Annotated in this window: 19 protein-coding genes and 1 tRNA gene; 11 read left to right on the plus strand and 9 right to left on the minus strand. The window is 34.5% G+C overall.

Translation table 11 applies throughout. From position 1 onward, the window contains the following. Window positions 1-171 precede the first annotated feature (171 nt). The 5 genes from OLM57_RS16880 to OLM57_RS16900 are packed head-to-tail and all read left to right on the plus strand — an operon-like array spanning window position 172 to window position 3527. The gene (locus OLM57_RS16880; protein WP_264564855.1) at window positions 172-591 is read left to right on the plus strand and encodes an SRPBCC family protein; all 420 of its coding nucleotides are present in this window, start codon (window positions 172-174) and stop codon (window positions 589-591) included. Beyond that, window positions 588-1043 carry an EVE domain-containing protein gene (locus OLM57_RS16885; protein ID WP_264564856.1) on the plus strand — a complete coding sequence of 152 codons (456 nt, stop codon included), beginning with the start codon at window positions 588-590 and terminating at the stop codon, window positions 1041-1043. The genes OLM57_RS16880 and OLM57_RS16885 overlap by 4 nt, the downstream gene beginning before the upstream one ends. 6 nt (window positions 1044-1049) lie before the next feature. Next, entirely contained in the window at window positions 1050-1505 is a 456-nt protein-coding gene (locus OLM57_RS16890; protein ID WP_264564857.1) for a MarR family winged helix-turn-helix transcriptional regulator, read from the plus strand. A gap of 43 nt (window positions 1506-1548) precedes the next feature. Beyond that, complete coding sequence (locus OLM57_RS16895) at window positions 1549-2592, plus strand: MBL fold metallo-hydrolase (protein ID WP_264564858.1); 1044 nt, start codon at window positions 1549-1551, stop codon at window positions 2590-2592. 5 nt (window positions 2593-2597) lie between these two features. Next, window positions 2598-3527, plus strand: a complete 930-nt coding sequence (locus OLM57_RS16900; RefSeq protein ID WP_264564859.1) for a polysaccharide deacetylase family protein — start codon at window positions 2598-2600, stop codon at window positions 3525-3527. An 82-nt stretch (window positions 3528-3609) separates the two neighbouring features. Here OLM57_RS16900 and OLM57_RS16905 read toward each other — a convergent pair whose 3' ends face one another. The 4 genes from OLM57_RS16905 to rocD all read right to left on the minus strand — a co-directional run bounded on the left by OLM57_RS16905 (window position 3610) and on the right by rocD (window position 8253). Continuing rightward, window positions 3610-4920, minus strand: coding sequence for a M28 family peptidase (locus OLM57_RS16905; protein WP_264564860.1), 1311 nt, complete (start codon window positions 4918-4920; stop codon window positions 3610-3612). Between the two features lie 81 nt (window positions 4921-5001). Then, window positions 5002-5817: a uroporphyrinogen-III C-methyltransferase gene (gene cobA / locus OLM57_RS16910; RefSeq protein WP_264564861.1), complete on the minus strand. Its 816-nt coding sequence runs from the start codon at window positions 5815-5817 to the stop codon at window positions 5002-5004. A gap of 180 nt (window positions 5818-5997) precedes the next feature. Then, on the minus strand, window positions 5998-6960 hold the full coding sequence (gene rocF / locus OLM57_RS16915) for an arginase (protein WP_264564862.1): 963 nt from the start codon (window positions 6958-6960) through the stop codon (window positions 5998-6000). Window positions 6961-7002: 42 nt separating this feature from the next. Beyond that, window positions 7003-8253, minus strand: a complete 1251-nt coding sequence (gene rocD, locus OLM57_RS16920) for an ornithine--oxo-acid transaminase (RefSeq protein WP_264564864.1) — start codon at window positions 8251-8253, stop codon at window positions 7003-7005. A 239-nt stretch (window positions 8254-8492) separates the two neighbouring features. On the opposite strand from rocD, the gene OLM57_RS16925 reads away from it, so the two are divergent. The 4 genes from OLM57_RS16925 (at window position 8493) to OLM57_RS16940 (ending at window position 12250) form a co-directional block, all read left to right on the plus strand. Further along, window positions 8493-8945, plus strand: coding sequence for an Lrp/AsnC family transcriptional regulator (locus tag OLM57_RS16925; RefSeq protein ID WP_264564865.1), 453 nt, complete (start codon window positions 8493-8495; stop codon window positions 8943-8945). A gap of 131 nt (window positions 8946-9076) precedes the next feature. After that, entirely contained in the window at window positions 9077-9850 is a 774-nt protein-coding gene (locus OLM57_RS16930; RefSeq protein ID WP_264564866.1) for a dienelactone hydrolase family protein, read from the plus strand. 22 nt (window positions 9851-9872) lie between these two features. After that, window positions 9873-10889 carry a M28 family peptidase gene (locus tag OLM57_RS16935; RefSeq protein WP_264564867.1) on the plus strand — a complete coding sequence of 339 codons (1017 nt, stop codon included), beginning with the start codon at window positions 9873-9875 and terminating at the stop codon, window positions 10887-10889. A 245-nt stretch (window positions 10890-11134) separates the two neighbouring features. Further along, complete coding sequence (locus OLM57_RS16940) at window positions 11135-12250, plus strand: PAS domain-containing sensor histidine kinase (protein ID WP_264564868.1); 1116 nt, start codon at window positions 11135-11137, stop codon at window positions 12248-12250. Window positions 12251-12291: 41 nt separating this feature from the next. Here OLM57_RS16940 and OLM57_RS16945 read toward each other — a convergent pair whose 3' ends face one another. The 5 genes from OLM57_RS16945 to OLM57_RS16965 form a co-directional block, all read right to left on the minus strand. Then, entirely contained in the window at window positions 12292-12621 is a 330-nt protein-coding gene (locus tag OLM57_RS16945) for a YegP family protein (RefSeq protein ID WP_264564869.1), read from the minus strand. Between the two features lie 145 nt (window positions 12622-12766). Continuing rightward, a tRNA-His gene (locus OLM57_RS16950) sits at window positions 12767-12842 on the minus strand. A 76-nt stretch (window positions 12843-12918) separates the two neighbouring features. Then, window positions 12919-13635 (minus strand): bacillithiol biosynthesis deacetylase BshB1, encoded by a 717-nt coding sequence (bshB1, locus tag OLM57_RS16955; protein WP_264564870.1) that lies wholly within the window; start codon window positions 13633-13635, stop codon window positions 12919-12921. A gap of 44 nt (window positions 13636-13679) precedes the next feature. Beyond that, entirely contained in the window at window positions 13680-14798 is a 1119-nt protein-coding gene (locus tag OLM57_RS16960) for a chorismate-binding protein (protein ID WP_319800254.1), read from the minus strand. Beyond that, a complete protein-coding gene (locus OLM57_RS16965) occupies window positions 14756-15184 on the minus strand; it encodes a PaaI family thioesterase (protein WP_264564871.1) in 429 nt (142 codons plus the stop codon). Before OLM57_RS16965 ends, OLM57_RS16960 begins: the two co-directional genes overlap by 43 nt. A 136-nt stretch (window positions 15185-15320) precedes the next feature. On the opposite strand from OLM57_RS16965, the gene OLM57_RS16970 reads away from it, so the two are divergent. Both OLM57_RS16970 and purL read left to right on the plus strand, forming a co-directional pair. Next, on the plus strand, window positions 15321-16832 hold the full coding sequence (locus tag OLM57_RS16970) for a right-handed parallel beta-helix repeat-containing protein (RefSeq protein ID WP_264564872.1): 1512 nt from the start codon (window positions 15321-15323) through the stop codon (window positions 16830-16832). A 187-nt stretch (window positions 16833-17019) separates the two neighbouring features. Then, the gene (gene purL / locus OLM57_RS16975) at window positions 17020-20679 is read left to right on the plus strand and encodes a phosphoribosylformylglycinamidine synthase (protein WP_264564873.1); all 3660 of its coding nucleotides are present in this window, start codon (window positions 17020-17022) and stop codon (window positions 20677-20679) included. The last annotated feature ends 43 nt before the right edge of the window (window positions 20680-20722 follow it).

Below are 20722 nucleotides of genomic sequence, written 5' to 3' on the forward strand. Positions count from 1 at the left end.
TTTAAATTTCATAAAATTATAATAACCTCGTTTAAATCATTTTTAAACGAGGTTATTTTTTGTATTTAACCTAAAGACAATAAAATTATAATTTATAAATAAATTTGTATATTATAAGTACACTTACTATATTTGTACTTATTAAAAAATAAATTCTTAAAAATAATATTTATGTGGACAAAATCATATTCAATAGTGACTAATGACGTTAGTAAAGAACAAATGTGGAAACTCTTTTCCGATGTAAATAATTGGCATACTTGGGATACAGGTATTGAATTTCCGAAATTAGAAGGCAAATTTGAAAAAGGGAATCATTTTATGTTTCAACCCAAAGGAGGTCCAAAATTAAAAATTGAAATAATTGAAGCAATAGAAAATCAAAATTTCACTGACTTTACAAAATTTCCATTAGCAAAAATGTATGGAGAACATACATTTGTAGACACACCAGACGGGCTAGAAATCACAACAACCATGAAAGTGGAAGGGATTTTGAGTTTTCTTTGGATAAAATTAGTCGCACAAAAAATTGTAGATACATTAGCAACGGATATGGAAGTACAAATAAAAACAGCTTCAAAACTATGAGTAAAGTAAAATATTGGATAGCCACAATCTCCAAAGAACATACAATGAGAGGTATTGCAGGTGGTTTTATGCAAGTGTGTCATGGCAAAGAAGCTCCTTTAAAACGAATGAGAAAAGGGGATTACTTACTTATTTATTCTTCAAAAATCACAATGGAAGGAAACGAAAAGTGCCAAGCGTTTACGGCAATCGGAAGAATAAAGGACGATGAAGTGTATCAATTTCAAATGTCAGAAACCTTCAAACCCTTTAGAAAAAACATTGAATTTTTAGAATGTGAAGAAACCTCAATCATTCCGTTAATTGATGATCTTGAATTTATTCCAAACAAAAAATCTTGGGGATATCCATTTCGCTTCGGTTTCTTTGAAATTAACGAAAATGATTTTAACTTTATAACTTCCAGAATGCTTCAAAATCAAGTAACTTTCCAGATTCCTTTAAATCAATAAATACAAATGAGTAAATCCACAGACAACACATTTAGTGTAGAAAAACCAGAAGAAAGTTCAGGCTTTTTATTATGGCAGGTTACCAACCTTTGGCAAAGACAAATAAAAAAAGCATTGGAACCTTATGGACTTACACATTCACAATTTGTATTATTGGCCAGCATTCATTGGCTATCCCTCCATCAACAGGAAGTAACACAAATAGTGCTATCCAACCACACCAAAATTGACCCAATGACAACTTCAACTGTTTTGAGAACTTTACAACAAAAAGGTTTTGTTCAAAGACAGGAACATTTGACTGACACAAGAGCGAAAACAGTTGGATTGACTGGAGAGGGAAAAGAAATCATCAAAAAAGCTGTGATAGCGATAGAAAAATTTGACACCGAATTTTTCTCCATACTCGGTTCTAAAACAACTGAATTGAATAAAAATCTAATAACGTTACTTGGAGAGTAATAGAAAATTAGGAATACAATAATAATGAGTCAATTTAGATAAGATGAGAAAACAATTTGGTGCAAAAGCGAAAAAATCCGACATTGAAAAATATTCCAAATCAAAGTATTGGAATGGAAAAATCTTCGAAAATTTAGAAGTAACCAAAATGAATATCAGTATTCAAACCTTACCAAAGTTGTTATACAAACAGTTTTGTAAAAAAGAATCTAGAGAGCCTCAAAAACCATTATCTATTATTCCATTCGATAAAGAACAATTTATTGAACCACATCAATCGATGAGAAGCATTTGGTACGGCCACTCGGCAATACTAATGCGATTGGACAATAAAACAATTCTAATCGACCCTATGTTGGGGTCAAATGCGGCACCTATTGCTCCTTTTGCTGTTCAAAGATTTAGTCAAAATACATTAGACCTCATAAATGAATTTCCAGAAATTGATTTAGTGTTAATTTCCCACGATCATTATGATCATTTGGATTATGAAAGTATTCTAAAACTTAAAAGCAAAACCAAACAATTTTATGTAGCCCTGGGAGTCAAAAGACATTTGGTCTCTTGGGGAATTCCAGAAGACACAATCACCGAATTCGATTGGTGGGACGAAATTCCATTTGGTGGAATCCAAATCACCTTTACTCCTACTAGACATTTTTCGGGCAGAGGATTAGCCGACAGAGCCAAATCACTTTGGGGTGGCTGGGCTTTAAAAACCGCAAAAGAAAATATTTGGTTCAGCGGTGATAGCGGTTATGGAGAACATTTCAAAGAAATAGGCACACGCTTAGGTCCATTTGATTTTGCATTTATGGAATGCGGTCAGTACAATGAAAACTGGCACCAAATTCATATGTATCCTGAGGAAAGTATACAAGCCTCAATAGACGCTAATGTAAAAAACATGATGCCGGTGCATTGGGCAGGTTTTGCCTTGGCTCAACACACTTGGACAGAACCGGTAGAACGTTTTATTCAAGAAGCAATTAACAAAAACAGCAACTATTCTTTACCTCAAATAGGTGAATTATTCGGTTCTAATCATTCACTAACTTCAACTTGGTGGGTAAATCTAAATAAGTAATACAAATGAAAACATCTTTATTATCCATTATTCTAATTGCCTTCCTCAACTCAGCCCACGCTCAAGTCAATCCTGAAATTACCAAAATCGGAATTCCAATAGAGATGCTTTTTCCGGAAGGAAAATCCAAAGCATTAATTCTAAGCTATGACGATGGTCGTTCCGAAGACAGACGATTGGTAAAACTAATGAACAAATACAATCTCATAGGAACTTTTCATTTGAATTCAAATAAATTGGGACTTACAAATTACCTCAACAAAGCCGAAATCAAAGAACTTTTTACTGGACACGAAGTTTCTGTTCATTCCGCCAATCATCCCTTTTTAACCACTTTATCCAAAATTGATATTGTGTACGAAATCGTCGAAGACAGAAAAGAATTGGAGCGACTGGTTAATATTCCCGTTAGGGGAATGGCATATCCCTTTGGCAATTACAACGATTATCTAATTGAGACGATCAAAGGCTTGGGTATCGAATATGCCAGAACGGTTTCTGACACTTATGCTTTTAAAATTCCGAAAAATTTTCTTCAATGGGATCCAACCATGCACCAATTTGGAAAAGCTTATTCTGAACCGAATAAACCTGAAAATGACAAAAAGGAATTGGATCTTTTTTATCAAACGATCAATAATTTTATTCAAACCAAAGAATTGGCTTTACTGGATGTTTGGGGACACAGTTATGAAATTGGTAATGATGAGAAAAAATGGAATGAAACCGAAAAATTTTTTAAAATGATTTCCAATAACCCTAATATCTATTATGCTAAACAAATTGACATAGTCGATTACATTAATGCTTTTAATAATCTCAAATTTTCTGTAGATAAGAGTATTGTTTTGAATCCTAGTTCATTAACGATATTTTTTAAAAAGGATGGAAAAACCTATTCCGTTTTATCAGGGAAGACTATTTTGGTAAATTAAAAAAAGTAGTTAATAGAAACGTTTGCAAACAAAAAAAGTCTCAAATTTTTAATTTTGAGACTTTTGCATTACTATTCTGGATTTACCTCAACTGAGAACTATCAACTCTTGATGGTGTATCTTTTCCGCTTATAATCGAAGAGGAACTTAAAGCAATAGCCTTGATTATTTCGGTCATGTTGTCAATATCTAAGGTCTCAATTTCGTCATCGGCTGTATGATAATTGGGTTCACTATCCATTTTTGATGTCGAAATGGTATGTGCTGGAACTCCTAATTTGGCCAAAGTAGCGTTGTCTGAACGGTAAAATAATTGTTGTTCCGGATACGGATCGGGATAAAATTTGAAAGCAGTACCAGTCAAATTCTTTTGCAAAATTTCTCCCATATTCGACTTTTCATATCCCGTAATATAAGCAGAGTTCTTTCCCCATTTTGATTCGGTTCCAATCATTTCCAAATTGAACATGGCTATCACTTTATCCGCAGGAAGTTGTTTAGAGAAATATTTGGCGCCAAAACCACCCAATTCTTCTGCTACAAATGTGGTAAAAATGATAGTACGTTCGTTATTATTCTGTTTTTTGAAATAGTTGGCCAAAATAATTACTGCTGTACTTCCTGCAGCATCATCATTGGCACCATTATAAATAGAATCGGTTGCTGGATGAGGCGCACCTTCTTCTGGAGAACCAACGCCAAGGTGATCATAATGACCAGAAAAAATCACATATTCATCCGGTTTGCTTTTTCCAGGCAACACTCCTACTACATTATTTAATGATTTTTTGGAGATTGTATTGGTTAATTCAACTGAAAAAGTAGTTGCTTCTGCAACCCCAAAAACAAATAAAATAGTATTATTACCAGGATTGGACGTGATTCTATCAATATGTTGAATATTGGGCAACACATTATCAAATGAAGCATCAACAAGTACCAAATAACTTTTGTCACTTTTGTAATACTCATTAAATTTTTGTCCCAAATTATCTCCTTTGTTGATTCTTACAACGGCTATATCACTTTTCTCCGTCAACGAAACTTGCGGCTGATAAGAGAAAGTAACCACTTTCGCATTATCAATTTCTTTCCCGTCAATAGTAATTTTTGAAGACTTTGCTTTAGACTCCGTCATAGTAAACTCTTGTCTAAAATTGGGTGCTCCCATAAAGGTTTGCAATCCCGCTTTTTTAAACTCAGATTCGATAAAAGCCGATGCTTTGTCAATACCGGGAGTGAAAGTTCTTCTCCCCTGCATATCGTCTGCAGAAAGTACTTTCTCTATTCGGGTAACTTCTTTGGTAGTTATTATTTTATCAATCGATTGCCCTTCAACAGCGCAACAAAAAACTAAACTTAAGGCAAAAAGACCTAAAACTTTTTTTTCCATACTAAATTTCTATTATATTCGATAGTATGACAGAAATTATAACACTTTGTTACACTTTAAACTAAAATATTATTTTTAAAATCAAAATCCCAAACTATCAAGATTTTGCAAAACAAATTCCTCTTCCAAAAACAGATCCTTTGACAATTTATTTTTCACGTAAGATTTTACTGCTGAAGCATTTTTCACCACTTCGCCAATTATGATAATAGCTGGAGAGGCAATTTCATTCTCTTTGACCAAAGTAGTAATAGAGCTAATGGTTCCAATCACTTTCTTTTCAGTTGTTTTTGTGCCGTTTTGGATAATTGCAATTGGTAAATCATCGGTTCTATTGTTTTGGTATAAAACAACAATCTCCTCCAGTTTATTCATTCCCATCAAAATAACAACTGTAGCCGAAGATTGTGAAGCCAAAGCCACATCTTTAGAAAGTTTGTGATCGGAAGTGGTTCCGGTAATTACCCAAAAACTCTCGGCGACCTTTCTTTGCGTCAGACTAATTCCGTTGCAAGCCGGCACACCCAATGCAGATGATATTCCGGGAACAATGGCAGTTTCTATTCCAAATTGCTGAGCAAAATCTATTTCCTCACTTCCTCTTCCAAAAACAAAAGGATCTCCGCCTTTTAAACGAACAACGTGCCCATATTTTTGAGCCATAGAAACAATAAGATCATTAATTTGATCTTGACTGTATGCATGACAACCAAAACGTTTTCCAACAAATATAATTTCAGCCTGTTTGGCGTACTGCAATAACTCTTCGTTAACCAAGGCGTCATACAAGACAACATCGGCATTTTCCAATGCTTTTATTGCTTTAAGGGTAATCAATTCAGCATCACCCGGTCCAGCTCCTACAATTGTCAACTTTGGTTTATTAATTTGTATCATGATATAATGTATGAAGCGTTTTTTTACAACTAAGTAAAAATACTTATGCAAATGTAAGTATTTAAAAGATTGAGTAAACAAAATTTCCTTATTATTTGTTCTGGAAAAAATACTTTTGACTATTAGACAAAAAAAAGCCCAAAACTTGAGATTTTGGGCAAATTATTATTCTTAAACTAATTATTCAATAGGCAAAATAAGTGTTGCCGTTATGGCTTCCAAAACCTCAAAAGCAGTTTCGGCCATTTTGTTTCCTTTGGTATCCAAAAGCGGATTTACCTCAACAACTTCAATACATACCACTTTTTTGGATTGAATGATTTGATTTATAATGTCAATAATCTCATATTGATCAAATCCTCTTGAAACAGGAGTTCCTGTTCCAAACGAAATCAAATCACAATCCATCGAATCTACATCAAATGAAACATACAAAACATCGCAATGTGCTAATTTAGCCAATGCTTCGTCGACACAAGTTTCTAGACCTCTATAGCGAATCTCATCAACTTTATAATTCCGAATTTGGAGTTTTTCTATTTGTTTGTTTTCTGCTTCTTCGGTATCCCGGACTCCAAAATAGACTAAATATTCAGCCAATACTTTTGGGCCATTAACACCAATATTTTTCATTTCGTTCCAATGAGCCTGAGTATCCTTGGCTACGTCATTGACTTGGCAATCTAAATTATCATTACCAAGAACAGCCGCCAATGGCATTCCGTGAATATTTCCGGATGGCGTAGTGTAAGGCGAATGCAAATCGGCATGGGCATCAATCCATATAACGCCAACTGTCTGGTCAGGATATGCCGCTTTAATACCGCTAATAGTCCCCAATGCAGATGAATGGTCACCTGATAAAACTATGGGAAAATAATTATTGCTTAAATTCTTCTTTACGCTGTTACACACGCGAGAACATTGTTCAACCACATGTTCAATCCTTTTGGCAACCGAACTACGGTATTTATCATAAATGGACTCGTTATGCGTTTTTACATCTTCAAATTCATATTCATTAAAATACTCACTATTCTTGTTTATGGCCGCAATTTCTATAGCATCAATACCCATATCAGATCCGCGAGTACCAGCCCCAATATCCGAACGGTTTTTTATTATTTTAATAGACTTTTGCATGAACAGATTATTAGATTACTAGACTCTTAGAAACTTAGATTCTTATTTAAAATCATTTAATGCTCTTTCGATAATAGCCAAACACTCTTGGATTTGAGCTTCTGTGATTACCAATGGTGGTGCAAAACGGATTTTGTTACCATGAGTAGGTTTTGCCAATAATCCGTAATCTCTAAAACGGAGACAGATATCCCAAGCCAAATCAGATTCCTCCCCACTGTTGATTACAATAGCATTCAACAAACCTTTTCCACGAACCAATTCGATTAACGGGTTTCTTTCTGCAATTTCATTAAGCCCTTTTCTTAATTGAATTCCTAATTTCTCTGCATTTTCAGATAAGTTTTCCTCACGCACCACTTCTAGCGCAGCAATAGCGACAGCAGCAGCAATAGGATTTCCACCAAAAGTAGATCCGTGTTGCCCTGGTTTGATCACATTCATGATTTCATTGTTGGCTAATACTGCTGATACTGGGTAAACACCACCTGAAATTGCTTTTCCCAAAATCAAAATATCCGGTTGAACATTTTCATGATGCACAGCCAATAATTTACCAGTTCTCGCAATTCCTGTTTGTACCTCATCGGCTATAAATAATACATTATGCGCTTCGCAAAGCACCTTGGCTTTGGCCAAATAACCTTCGCTAGGTACATAAACTCCTGCTTCACCCTGAATGGGTTCTACCAAAAATCCCGCAATGTTTTTTGAAGATTTCAAAACATTTTCTAAAGCCTCGGTATCATCGTAAGGAATTTTTACAAATCCTTCAGTGAAAGGACCAAAACTTTTTCTAGCACTTTCATCATTGGAAAATGAAATAATAGTGGTCGTTCTTCCATGAAAATTATTCTCACAAACAATAATTTGTGCTTGATTTTCCGGAATTCCTTTTACTTCATACGCCCATTTTCTACACAATTTCAAAGCCGTTTCTACAGCCTCTGCTCCTGTGTTCATTGGCAACACTTTATCAAAACCAAAATAATTAGTTATATATTCTTCATATACTCCCAATTGATCGTTATGAAAAGCACGTGATGTCAATGTCAATGTTTGAGCCTGTTTTACCATTGCACCTACAATTTTTGGATGACAATGTCCTTGATTTACAGCCGAATAAGCCGATAAGAAATCGAAATATTTTTTCCCGTCAACATCCCATACAAAAACACCTTCACCTCTTTCCAAAACAACCGGCAACGGATGGTAATTATGAGCTCCATATTTGTTTTCTTTTTCAATTAAAACTTCCGATTTGGAAGAAAGTTCTTGTGTTGTATGTGACATGATTAGTTCTTATTTAAAATTTGAAAAACAAAAGTAATTAAAATTTTTATTTTTAAGCTAAAAAAACTTATTTTTGACTTAAATATAACAATTTTAAATAAAAATATTTTTATTTAAACAAAAATTAAGTCATATTTTTAATTTAACATTTAAGCATCTTTATACTGAAAAATATCAATAAAAAAAGAATTACTTTTATAACTCCAAAAAAAGTGATTTTAACTTTAAAAAACGTAAAAATGGAAATATTAGATGAATTTGATATTAATATAATAAAAGAACTTGAAAAAGACGGAAGAATGGCGTTTTCGGCTATTGCATCCAACTTAAAAATATCAAATACAATGGTGCATCAACGCATCAATCGCTTGATGGAAAATGGAATTATTACTGGAATTAAACCCACTTTGAACGAAAAAAAAATAGGCTACGATTGGGGAGCTTTTACAGGAATTACATTAAAAAAAGACCAAGATTCGAGTAAAGTGATTGAGGCCCTAAAAAACATTCCCGAAGTAACAGAATGCTATTTTATAACTGGCTCTTACACGCTGTATATAAAAATGATTGCAAAAGATCATGAACATATGAGAAAACTACTTTATGAACAAATTGACAATATTCCCGGCATCGCTAAAACCGATTCTTTAATAGAACTGGGTTGCGCTTTTAAACGAAACATAAGTTTTTAACATATTTTTACTTGAAAAAATACTATTTCAAAAAAAAGCCTTTTTACAAACAAAATACAACCTCAAAAGATATCACTTTCGAGGTTTTTTTTATATCATTATTATTCAGATATTTGTAAAAACAGAAAGCCATGAAAAACTTAAAATTTATAATTTTCGGAATGGTATTAATTACAAATCAGCTACTTGCACAATTAAAACCGGTACAATACAAAGATGGAAGTCAGATTCTAAATGGTTTCAAGATAGCTCCTGTAAAGAAGAGTATCGAGAAACCCGGTGTTTTAATATTGCCCGCTTGGAAAGGTATTGATAACCTCTCTAAAGATACTGCTGACAAACTTTCAAAAATGGGATATTATGCTTTTATAGCTGATATTTACGGTGAAGGAAATTATCCCAAAGACAATAACGAAGCAGGAAATAATGCTGGGTATTACAAAAAAAACTTCGAAGCTTATCAAAAAAGAATCTCCTTAGCCTTACAACAACTAATTGCAGCAGGAGCCAATCCAGATAATATTGTTGTTATTGGGTATTGCTTTGGAGGAACTGGAGCACTTGAAGCAGCCCGCGGTCATCTCAATGTAAAAGGTGCTGTATCCTTTCATGGTGGTTTAGGGAAAGACGAGTTTCGTACAACAGAACCCATTACGGCAAAAATACTAGTCTGTCATGGTGCAGATGATCCATACGAATCTACCGAAGAAATTTTGAATTTCCAAAAAGAAATGCGGGACTCAAAGGCCGACTGGCAAATGATTTATTATTCTAATGCTGTGCATTCCTTCACCAATCCAGAATCGGGAACAGACAATTCCAAAGGGGCAGCTTATAATGAAAAAGCGGCCAAACGTTCTTGGGAACATTTAAAATTATTCCTTAACGAAACACTAAAAAAATAAACCCTAATATTTTAATTTATCAATGAAAAAAGTCTTAACCTTACTTGTAATTTTTACAACACTTTCTTGTATTGCCCAAAAGAAAGCCGTCAATAACGACGACCCAACAAAATTCATGAACTCCATTACGGCGGAGAAACTAAAAACCAAACTCACCATCGTTGCTTCTGATGAAATGGAAGGTCGCGATACTGGATCCAAAGGGCAAAAAAAAGCAGGCAAATACCTTATCAGTCAGTATAAAAAGAGTAAAATTTCTTTTCCTACAGGGGCGAAAAATTACTACCAACCCATTCCCGCAGCTTATCTTAATGCGAAACGCAATGAAAACCTACCTGATTCTGAAAATATTTGGGCTTTTATTAAAGGTTCTGAAAAACCAGATGAAATACTCGTAATTTCGGCACATTATGATCATGTTGGAATCAAAAATGGAGAAATTTATAATGGTGCAGATGATGATGGCTCCGGTACAGTTGCAGTTCTTCAAATTGCTGAAGCCTTTCAAAAGGCAAAAAAAGCGGGTCATGGCCCGAAACGTTCTATATTATTTCTTCATGTAACCGGCGAAGAACATGGCTTGCATGGTTCCCGTTTTTACTCAGAAAACCCTTTGTTCCCTATTGCCAATACAATTGCTGACATAAACATAGACATGATAGGCCGTCGTGATGTAGAACATGCCAATACCAATAATTACGTTTATGTAATTGGTGCAGACAGATTGTCTAGTGATTTGCATAACATTACAGTCGCTCAAAACGATAAATACACAAAAATAGATTTAGATTTTAAATTTAATGACCCCAAAGATCCAAACCATTTTTACGAGCGTTCCGATCATTATAATTTTGCTAAACACGGGATTCCTGCCGTATTCCTTTTCAATGGAGTACACGCAGATTATCATCAAAAAACAGACGAAGTTGACAAAATTGAATTTGATGCTTTAGCCAAAAGAGCGCAACTCGCATTTGTAATTGCATGGGATTTGGCCAACAGACCTGACAGAATTGTGGTTGACAAACCAATTCTGTAATTCGGTTGATACAATTCCATTAATTACCGTTTACCTCGTAAACAATAAAGAGCTTTGAAAAATTCAAAGCTCTTTGTTGTTTTAGTCTAAAGCCAAAAATATCTGCTTAAACAAAATTTTAATTTGCGCAAAAAAACTTCAAATTTTTACAGTATTTTTTTTTATTGTTTAACTTGCAATGGTTTTCAAAACAAAAGTGATTTTTTTTTAATTGAAATAAAAGAACACTACCAATCTTATTGACAATGACAGAAAAACACAATTCAGTTCCAAATTTGGAGAACAACTATATATTCGAACATTTCTTCGAATTATCAGCTGACTTGTTATGCATAGCAGGATTTGATGGTTTTTTCAAAAAAATAAATCCAGCCGTTTCACAATTATTAGGCTATACCAATGAAGAATTATTTTCAAAACCCATAAACTGGTTTGTTCATAATGATGACCAAGATTATACAGCAAAAGTTCGAAAAGAACTCCTTAATAATAAACCGTTGTTAAATTTTGAAAACCGATACTTGACAAAGAACGGCGATATTGTATGGCTATCCTGGACATCTATGCCAATAGCTAATGAAAAATTAGTCTATGCCGTCGCTAAAGATATAACACACAATAAAAAACTAGAAGAGGAAAGAAATTTACTTCTCGCGAAATTCACACAAACAAATAAAGAGCTCAAAAAATTAAGCTACACCAGTTCCCATGATTTGAGATCACCTGTAAATAATCTACTTTCCATTTTTAGCCTTTTAGATATTTCTAAAATTGAAGATACCGAAACATTACAATTTATTGAAATGCTGAAAACAACCAGCGAAAGTTTGAAACAAGCTTTAAACGATTATATAGACATTTTAATACTTAAGGACAATGCCATTATTCACGCTGAGGAATTAGACTTACATGCCTCTCTAGACATTGTAATACGTTCGATAGGCACCTTGATACAAAAGTCGAAAGCCACCATTAATATCAATGTTTCCGAATTAGAAAAAATCAACTTTAATAAAGAATACTTAGAAAGCATTTTCCTGAATTTAATAACCAATTCGATTAAATATTCCAAACCGGGTTGTGCACCAATTATTACCATTTATTCAAGAAAAAAAGATGGAATTGATCAGTTAATTTTTTCGGATAATGGCCTAGGTTTTGATATGGAAATTGTAAAGGACAAAATTTTCGGCTTGCATCAAAAATTTCACAACCATATTGACAGTAAAGGCATCGGACTTTATTTAGTAAACAATCATATTACCAGTTTAGGAGGCAAAATTGAAGTCGAAAGCAAAATTAATGAAGGAACAAAATTTATCATATCCTTCAAAAACGAATTAGTTTATAAAAAGCCTTGAATTTCTTCAAGGCTTTTTTTTTGTGAAATAATTATAATTTATTACAAATCTTCTTTTACATCTGCATCGGGAGCATTTCTCTTTACAGATTCAATCCCGTTATCACGTGCTGCAACCGATTCATACATTTCGCTACTTCCAATAATTTGACCATTAGTTGCTTTAAGATTAAAATAAGGTTTTCCGTTTTTGGCTTCCAATTTATCAAATCTTGCATCTACTTGAGAATTTTTTCTCACGGACTCGATTCCATTTTCGCAAGATGCTTTGGCTGTATAGCCCTCACTGGCAAGAATAACTTGTCCGTTTGCCGCTTTTAACACAAACTGAAATTCATCATTTTTTCTTTTACTAATTAAAAAAGTCCCCATAAATATTATTTTTTTTTTAAATTGATTAATTACAAGCAATTTAACAAAAACTAATTTATTTTAAATTAAGAAATTAATAATTATTTCATCACGAAACTTTACCCCACAAAAAAAGCCTTGAATTACTTCAAGGCTTTTGACTTTTGGGTGAATGACCGGGTTCGAACCGGCGACCCTCGGTACCACAAACCGATGCTCTAACCAGCTGAGCTACAATCACCATTTGCGCTTAGCGGTTGCAAATATAGAACAAATGTTTACTTCTGCAAACAAAAAATTAAAAAAAATTAAACAATTTTACCTCAAATCACTTAAACTATTGACTGCCAAACATCTTTCTACAGTAAAACCTTCGGCATGTTCTACGCCTGTTAGTCTCCCCAAATCCCTCGAACGGTAATTAAGGCTTTCCAAGAAGTTTTTACTGGATATTGGCGACTCTGGTTCTTTCGAATTTGGATCATAAAATTGAGAACGATAGGCCAAAATAGATTCTATTTTGGCATCTGTAAACCCTGTAATATCCACTACAAAATCAGGTTCTATGTTTTTCCACTGAATATAATGATATACCAATTTGGGTCTCCATGGTTTTTGAATTTCTCCATCAAGAACCGTTTCTGTTTTTAACAAACCAGATAAAAAACAAGCATCAGAAACCAGTTTGCTTCCCTTCCCGTGATCGATATGCCGATCATCTATTGCGTTACACAATACAATCTCGGGTTGGTATTTGCGAATCATTTTTATAACTTCCAATTGATGTTTTTCGTCATTTACAAAAAAACCATCACGCATGTTCAAATTCTCCCGAACAGAAACACCTAATATTTTCGCAGCATCATTTGCTTCCTGATCACGAATGGCGGCAGAGCCACGAGTACCCAATTCTCCTCGTGTTAAATCTATAATTCCAACAGTTTTTCCTAAAGAAATCTCTTTTAAGATTGTCCCGGAACATCCCAATTCTACATCGTCTGGATGTGCACCAAAAGCTAGTATATCTAATTTCATTTATTTTCTGTTTTCTGTTTTCTGTTTTTTATAAAATCTGTAATCTACAAAACTCTCTTCATTGTCATCGATTTATTGACGCTCTCCTCCCACTCTTTTTCGGGAATACTGTCTTTGGTTATTCCACAACCCATAAATAAATTGGCTTTTGTTTCAACATCAGAACCAAATTCAATTTGCATACAACGCAAATTAACAAAAAGATCTGTACTAGCTGAATCTGATGAAAAAATACAATTCAATTCGCCCAAATAGCCAGTATAAAAAGTACGTTCGTAATTTTCATTGTCTAAAATAAATTTTTTGGATTCCAATTTTGGCAAACCGCAAACCGCAGGAGTCGGATGCAATAAACCAATTACTTCTTTCAAATTGCGAGTAGAATTCAATTGCGCCGAAATATCAGTTTTTATATGCCAAATACTTCCCGCTTTCATGCTGTAGGGCTCGGAAACCAAAATAGACTTTGAAACTTTATTCAATTCAGAAACAATAAAGTCAGTTACAAATTGCTGTTCTTTCTTTTCTTTATCATGCCATACAACTTCCTCATAACCAGTATTTTTTTGCGTACCAGCTAAAGCCATGGTTTTAAAAGTATCTCCTTCTACTTTTACTAATTGCTCTGGTGTAGCTCCCATCCACATTCCAATCTTCGGGTGAAAAAAACAATATACAAAAGTCGCTGGATACAAACTCACCAATCTTTCAAAAGTTACAACTAAATCAAAATCAGGAACTGCAATAATTTCTTTTCGAGACAAAACCACTTTCTCAAATTTGCTCCCTTCAATCTCTTGAATCCCTTTGGCAACCAGTAATTCAAAATCTGATTTGATATTTTCATTTGGAGAAACAAATCCCTTTTCAATTTCGATATTGTCTTTTTTTTCAAATACAAAATGCTTTATTTCAGATTGCTTTTCAGGAATTAAAAAATTTTTATTTCCGTCAAATGAAGAAAAAACAAAACCACTTTCAGTAAAATCAACAACAGTATACAAAGTATCATTCTGCTGAAACATACCAATTATGGAATCCGAATTGGGTTTGCAATACAAAACAAAAGGCAAATTTTGCTCTTGTTGCTGAATCACTTTTTTAAAAAAATCATTCATAATTATTTCTTCTCTTTCGTCAAAACCATATTCGTCAATTTGCAAAGCGAAATTAAATTCCCTTCTTCATCTGTGATTTTAATTTCCCAGAGATGAAGGCTTCTTCCTTTATGAATAATCCTGGCCGTTCCAAAGACAATTCCTTCTCGGATACTTTTTAAATGATTGGCAGAAATCTCGATACCACGCACTTCTTGGTCTTTATCATTAATAAAAAAATGGGAAGCAGCACTTCCCACGCTTTCGGCCAAAGCCACCGAAGCGCCTCCATGTAACAATCCCATAGGTTGGTGTACTGACGAATTTACAGGCATTTTGGCAACAAGAAATCCTTCGCCTGCATCTATAAACTCGATATTCAGTGTTTCCATCAAAGTGTTTTTGGAAAAGTCGTTGCAATATTCGAGCATTTTATCTTTATCTATTACCATATCTTGATTTTAAAGAGTGTAAAAATACGCTAAATTGACAATTCAAAAAATGAAATACTAAAGAAACTAAAATCTAATCTCCTTGACAAACCTAAAAATCTAATTTATTCCTATTTTTACAAAAAAATAAATTCAAATGCATCGGATCACCTTATTAATTTTAATCGGAATCATGCTCTCTTTCTGTTCCTGTCGTTCCGATTTTGAAACTGTAGCCAGCACAGGTGATTTGACTTTTTCAAAAGATACTGTTTATTTGGATACCGTTTTTACTAATTTAAGTTCAAGCACTTACACACTAAAAGTATACAATCATTCGAAAAACGATATTACGGTTCCAATAATAAAATTAAAAAACGGTTTAAACTCAAAATACAGAATGACTGTTGATGGTTCTCAAGGAAACCAAGGCAAAATGTTCGAAAATGTTACGCTATTAGCAAAAGACAGTCTGTATATTTTTATAGAAACAACAGTAGAAAGTGACGCTACAACTCCAACCGAATTTTTATATACCGACCAAATTGAATTTGACAGTGGCGACAATCTTCAAAAAGTAGAATTAGTAACCTTGGTACAAGATGCCATTTTGTTATATCCCAATCGCAATGCCGATGGAACCACAGAAACCCTCCCAATTGGTGATAAAAAAATAAATGGATTTTATTTGGACAAAAACGATCCTATCCATGGTAATGAGCTGCTTTTTACCAATAAAAAAGCCTATGTTATTTATGGCTATGCCGCCGTTCCCGAAGGCCAAACCGTAACTTTTGATCCTGGAGCAAGGGTTTATTTTCATGCCGATTCGGGTCTTATTGTATCTAAAAACTCTTCAATACAAATTAATGGAACAACATCAACCACTGATAAATTAGAAAACGAAGTGATTTTTGGAGGTGATCGCCAACAACCTGATTTTGCCTATGTTCCTGGACAGTGGGGAACTATTTGGTTACAAGAGGGAAGCACCAATAACAAAATTCAGAATCTTACGTTGAAAAACGCAACTGTTGGATTATTGATCGAGGGCAATGACGGCACAACTGTTACTGTAAAAAATACCCAAATTTACAACTGTACTCATTACGGAATTCAAGCCAAAAATGCATTAATTGTGGGAGAAAATATAGTCGTTAATTATGTGGGTGAAGCCAGTTTAGCCTGTACTTATGGCGGAAATTATAAATTCACCAATTGTACTTTTAATAATAATTGGTCGAGTCCAGAACAGCTGTCAATATACATTAGCAATTACAGTACCGGTGCAATTCCAGAGACTAAAGACCTAACTGAGGCAACATTCAACAATTGCATTATTTATGGTTCGTATTCCAATGAAATGCTTTTGGATAAGAAAACAGGAGCAACTTTCGAATACCAATTCAACAATTGCCTGATTAAATCCAACAAGACTAAAGATCCCGATTATCAATTCGATACTGATCCTGTTCATTATAATGCCATCATTCTAAACAAAGATCCAAAATTCTTTAATCCCAATTTAAACAAATTCAATATTGACGATACTTCTGCCGCTTTCGCAAAAGGAAATTCGGCTTATTTAATTCCATTTGACATTGTTGGAAATTTGAGAACATTGCCACCAGACTTAGGTGCTTATCAGGATAAACCATTTCCTAAATAAATTTTATAAGATTAAAAGTCCGATACGAATTCACTGAATTTCATTTTTTATAAAAAATTCGGGCAAATTGGTAAAATCTGTGTTCTGTTTTTAGTTAATTATTTTTTTAAGACTTTGCTTTTCACATTTGCTCTTACTATATATTTAAACTAAATTTGCACCGTTCAATACAACAAACTACACAACAATGATCCATTTCTTTGAAAACCAAAGCAAAACTGTTTTTGCAGTACAGACGCAAAACGAAATTTCGGCTCAAGACATTTCAAAACTCAACTGGCTTTTTGCCGACGCAAATAAAGTAGAAAAATCCGTTTTGTCGGATTTTTTTGTTGGTCCTCGAGCCACTATGATTACCCCTTGGAGTACCAATGCGGTAGAAATCACCCAAAACATGGGTATTGCTGGAATCATTCGTATTGAAGAATTTCAAAAAGTAACAACTGATTTCCAAGATTTCGATCCTATGCTTTCTCAGAAATACACCGAGTTGAATCAGGATATTTTCACCATTCACATTCAACCGGAAGCGATTTTAGATATTGACGACATTGCTGCCTACAACAAATCAGAAGGTTTATCATTGAGTGTTGAAGAAGTGGAATATTTAGATAATTTAGCAACAAAATTAGGGCGAAAATTAACGGATTCTGAAATTTTTGCTTTCTCACAAGCCAATTCAGAACACTGTCGCCACAAAATTTTCAACGGAACTTTTGTTATTGACGGAGTGGAAAAAGAAACTTCTCTTTTTAAATTAATCAAAAAAACATCTCAGGAAAATCCTAATGATATTGTTTCCGCTTACAAAGACAACGTGGCTTTTGTAAAAGGACCAAGAGTACAGCAATTTGCTCCAAAAACTGCCGACAAACCAGATTTTTACGAAATAAAAGAATTTGATTCAGTTATTTCTTTAAAAGCAGAAACACATAATTTCCCAACAACTGTAGAGCCTTTCAACGGAGCAGCTACAGGATCAGGAGGAGAAATTCGGGATCGTTTAGCCGGAGGACAAGGTTCTTTGCCAATGGCTGGAACTTCAGTTTATATGACTTCTTATTCTCGTTTGGAAGAAAATCGTCCTTGGGAAGATGCGGTAACCGAAAGAAAATGGTTGTATCAAACTCCGATGGACATCTTGATAAAAGCTTCAAACGGAGCTTCCGATTTTGGTAATAAATTTGGGCAACCACTTATTACAGGTTCTGTCTTGACTTTCGAACACGAAGAAAATAACCGCAAAATTGGTTACGACAAAGTAATCATGCAAGCGGGTGGAATAGGTTACGGAAAATTAGATCAAGCTATCAAACACAAACCGCAAGAGGGAGACAAAATCGTTATTCTTGGTGGAGAAAATTATAGAATCGGTATGGGTGGAGCTGCCGTTTCATCAGCAGATACAGGAGCTTTTGGCTCAGGAATTGAATTAAATGCCGTACAACGTTCCAACCCAGAAATGCAAAAACGTGCTGCCAATGCCATTCGTGGTTTGGTAGAAAGCGACAACAATCCTATCGTTTCTATTCACGATCACGGTGCAGGAGGACACTTAAATTGTCTTTCTGAATTGGTGGAAGAAACTGGAGGATTAATTGATTTGGACAAATTACCTGTGGGTGACCCTACCCTTTCGGCAAAAGAAATCATCGGTAACGAGTCTCAAGAAAGAATGGGATTGGTTATTGGTAAAAAAGACATCGACATTCTACAAAGAATTGCAGACAGAGAACGTTCTCCAATGTACCAAGTGGGTGACGTAACCGGTGACCACCGTTTTACATTCGAATCTAAAACTACGGGATTAAAACCAATGGATTATGCTTTGGAAGATTTCTTTGGAAGTTCTCCAAAAACAATAATGACTGACAAAACCATCGATTACAACTATGGGGGTTTAAATTACGATAAAAATAATATTGCTACTTATTTGGAGCAAGTATTACAATTGGAAGCAGTTGCCTGTAAAGACTGGTTGACCAATAAAGTAGACCGTTGTGTAGGTGGAAAAGTAGCCAAACAACAATGTGCTGGTCCTTTACAATTGCCATTAAACAATTGTGGTGTAATGGCATTGGATTATCAAGGAATAGAAGGTGTAGCGACATCAATTGGACACTCTCCTATTGCTTCCTTAATTGACCCTGTTGCTGGAACAAGAACTGCAATTGCCGAATCTTTGTCTAACATTGTTTGGGCTCCTATAAAAGAAGGAATGAAAGGAATTTCTCTTTCAGCTAACTGGATGTGGGCTTGTAAAAACGAAGGTGAAGACGCTCGTTTATACGCTGCCGTTGAAGCTTGTTCTGACTTTGCAATCGAATTGGGAATCAACATTCCAACCGGAAAAGATTCACTTTCGATGAAACAAAAATATCCAAACGACGAAGTAATCGCACCGGGAACGGTAATTATTTCGGCTGGTGGAAACTGTACTGATATTAGAAAAGTTGTGGAGCCTGTTTTACAAAAAGACGGTGGTTCTATTTATTATATCAATTTGTCCCAAGACGATTTCAAACTTGGAGGTTCTTCTTTGGCGCAAACACTTAATGCAATCGGAAACGAAGCGCCAACAATTAAAGACGCTGTTTTCTTCAAAAATGCATTCAATATTCTTCAAGAATTGATTTTAGATAATCAAATTTTGGCTGGACATGATATTGGAAGCGGTGGTCTAATCACTACTTTATTAGAGATGTGTTTTGCTGATGTGAATTTAGGAGCTAAAATTGATTTCTCTGTTTTTGAAGAAAAAGACATTATCAAATATCTTTTCGCAGAAAACATCGCTGTTGTATTCCAAGCCAATTCAGATGAAGCTGTTGAAGCTAAATTGAAAGCAAAGGGAGTATCATTCTTCAAATTAGGAAATGCAACAACCGAAGCTACTTTAGACTTTGGTCCTTGTAAATTAGACATTGCAAAATACAGAGACATTTGGTTCAAAACCTCTTTCTTGTTGGACCAAAAACAAGCCAAAAACGGAACTGCTCAAGCACGTTTCGACAATTATAAAAACCAAGTATTAAACTATACTTTCCCAACTCATTTTACAGGAAAAAAACCTGTAATTGACGCTTCAAAACCAAGACCAAAAGCAGCCATCATCCGAGAAAAAGGAAGCAACTCCGAACGTGAAATGGCAAATGCAATGTACTTGGCAGGTTTTGATGTAAAAGACGTTCATATGACCGATTTGATTTCGGGACGTGAAAATCTAGAAGACATTCAGTTTATCGGAGCTGTTGGAGGATTCTCTAACTCTGATGTTTTGGGTTCTGCTAAAGGTTGGGCTGGAGCATTCAAATACAATGAAAAAGCAAATACAGCCCTGAAAAATTTCTTCAAAAGAGAAGATACTTTATCGGTTGGAATCTGTAACGGCTGCCAATTGTTTATGGAATTAGAACTGGTAAATCCTGAACATGAAGTTCATGGAAAAATGCTTCATAACGAAAGCCACAAACACGAAAGTATTTTTACTTCCGTTAAAATTCAAGAAAACAAATCGGTAATGTTATCGACTTTGGCTGGAAGTACGTTGGGAGTTTGGGTTTCACATGGTGAAGGAAAATTCAATTTGCCATATGCTGAAGACCAATACAACATAGTTGGGAAATACGGTTACGAAGGATATCCTGCCAATCCAAATGGATCTGATTTTAACACGGCAATGATGTGTGACAAAACTGGTCGTCACTTGGTAATGATGCCACATATTGAACGTTCTACTTTCCAATGGAATTGGGCACATTATCCAAAAGACAGAAACGATGAAGTTTCTCCGTGGCACGAAGCTTTTGTAAATGCAAAAAAATGGATCGACAATACCAATAAATAGGATTTTTATAATTTTATTTCTTTTATAACCCGTCTCTTTAGAA

Source organism: Flavobacterium sp. N3904 (assembly GCF_025947305.1).
Taxonomy (GTDB): Bacteria; Bacteroidota; Bacteroidia; order Flavobacteriales; family Flavobacteriaceae; genus Flavobacterium.

What these genes read in the sequence shown, in the direction of transcription:
- OLM57_RS16930 (WP_264564866.1), top strand. Translation starts at nt 9,077, where the DNA reads ATGAAAAACTTAAAATTTATAATTTTCGGAATGGTATTAATTACAAAT.
- OLM57_RS16905 (WP_264564860.1), bottom strand. Translation starts at nt 4,920, where the DNA reads ATGGAAAAAAAAGTTTTAGGTCTTTTTGCCTTAAGTTTAGTTTTTTGT.
- OLM57_RS16900 (WP_264564859.1), top strand. Translation starts at nt 2,598, where the DNA reads ATGAAAACATCTTTATTATCCATTATTCTAATTGCCTTCCTCAACTCA.
- OLM57_RS16925 (WP_264564865.1), top strand. Translation starts at nt 8,493, where the DNA reads ATGGAAATATTAGATGAATTTGATATTAATATAATAAAAGAACTTGAA.
- OLM57_RS16885 (WP_264564856.1), top strand. Translation starts at nt 588, where the DNA reads ATGAGTAAAGTAAAATATTGGATAGCCACAATCTCCAAAGAACATACA.
- OLM57_RS16940 (WP_264564868.1), top strand. Translation starts at nt 11,135, where the DNA reads ATGACAGAAAAACACAATTCAGTTCCAAATTTGGAGAACAACTATATA.
- OLM57_RS16880 (WP_264564855.1), top strand. Translation starts at nt 172, where the DNA reads ATGTGGACAAAATCATATTCAATAGTGACTAATGACGTTAGTAAAGAA.
- OLM57_RS16970 (WP_264564872.1), top strand. Translation starts at nt 15,321, where the DNA reads ATGCATCGGATCACCTTATTAATTTTAATCGGAATCATGCTCTCTTTC.
- OLM57_RS16945 (WP_264564869.1), bottom strand. Translation starts at nt 12,621, where the DNA reads ATGGGGACTTTTTTAATTAGTAAAAGAAAAAATGATGAATTTCAGTTT.
- cobA (WP_264564861.1), bottom strand. Translation starts at nt 5,817, where the DNA reads ATGATACAAATTAATAAACCAAAGTTGACAATTGTAGGAGCTGGACCG.
- bshB1 (WP_264564870.1), bottom strand. Translation starts at nt 13,635, where the DNA reads ATGAAATTAGATATACTAGCTTTTGGTGCACATCCAGACGATGTAGAA.
- rocD (WP_264564864.1), bottom strand. Translation starts at nt 8,253, where the DNA reads ATGTCACATACAACACAAGAACTTTCTTCCAAATCGGAAGTTTTAATT.
- OLM57_RS16935 (WP_264564867.1), top strand. Translation starts at nt 9,873, where the DNA reads ATGAAAAAAGTCTTAACCTTACTTGTAATTTTTACAACACTTTCTTGT.
- purL (WP_264564873.1), top strand. Translation starts at nt 17,020, where the DNA reads ATGATCCATTTCTTTGAAAACCAAAGCAAAACTGTTTTTGCAGTACAG.
- OLM57_RS16890 (WP_264564857.1), top strand. Translation starts at nt 1,050, where the DNA reads ATGAGTAAATCCACAGACAACACATTTAGTGTAGAAAAACCAGAAGAA.
- OLM57_RS16895 (WP_264564858.1), top strand. Translation starts at nt 1,549, where the DNA reads ATGAGAAAACAATTTGGTGCAAAAGCGAAAAAATCCGACATTGAAAAA.
- OLM57_RS16965 (WP_264564871.1), bottom strand. Translation starts at nt 15,184, where the DNA reads ATGGTAATAGATAAAGATAAAATGCTCGAATATTGCAACGACTTTTCC.
- rocF (WP_264564862.1), bottom strand. Translation starts at nt 6,960, where the DNA reads ATGCAAAAGTCTATTAAAATAATAAAAAACCGTTCGGATATTGGGGCT.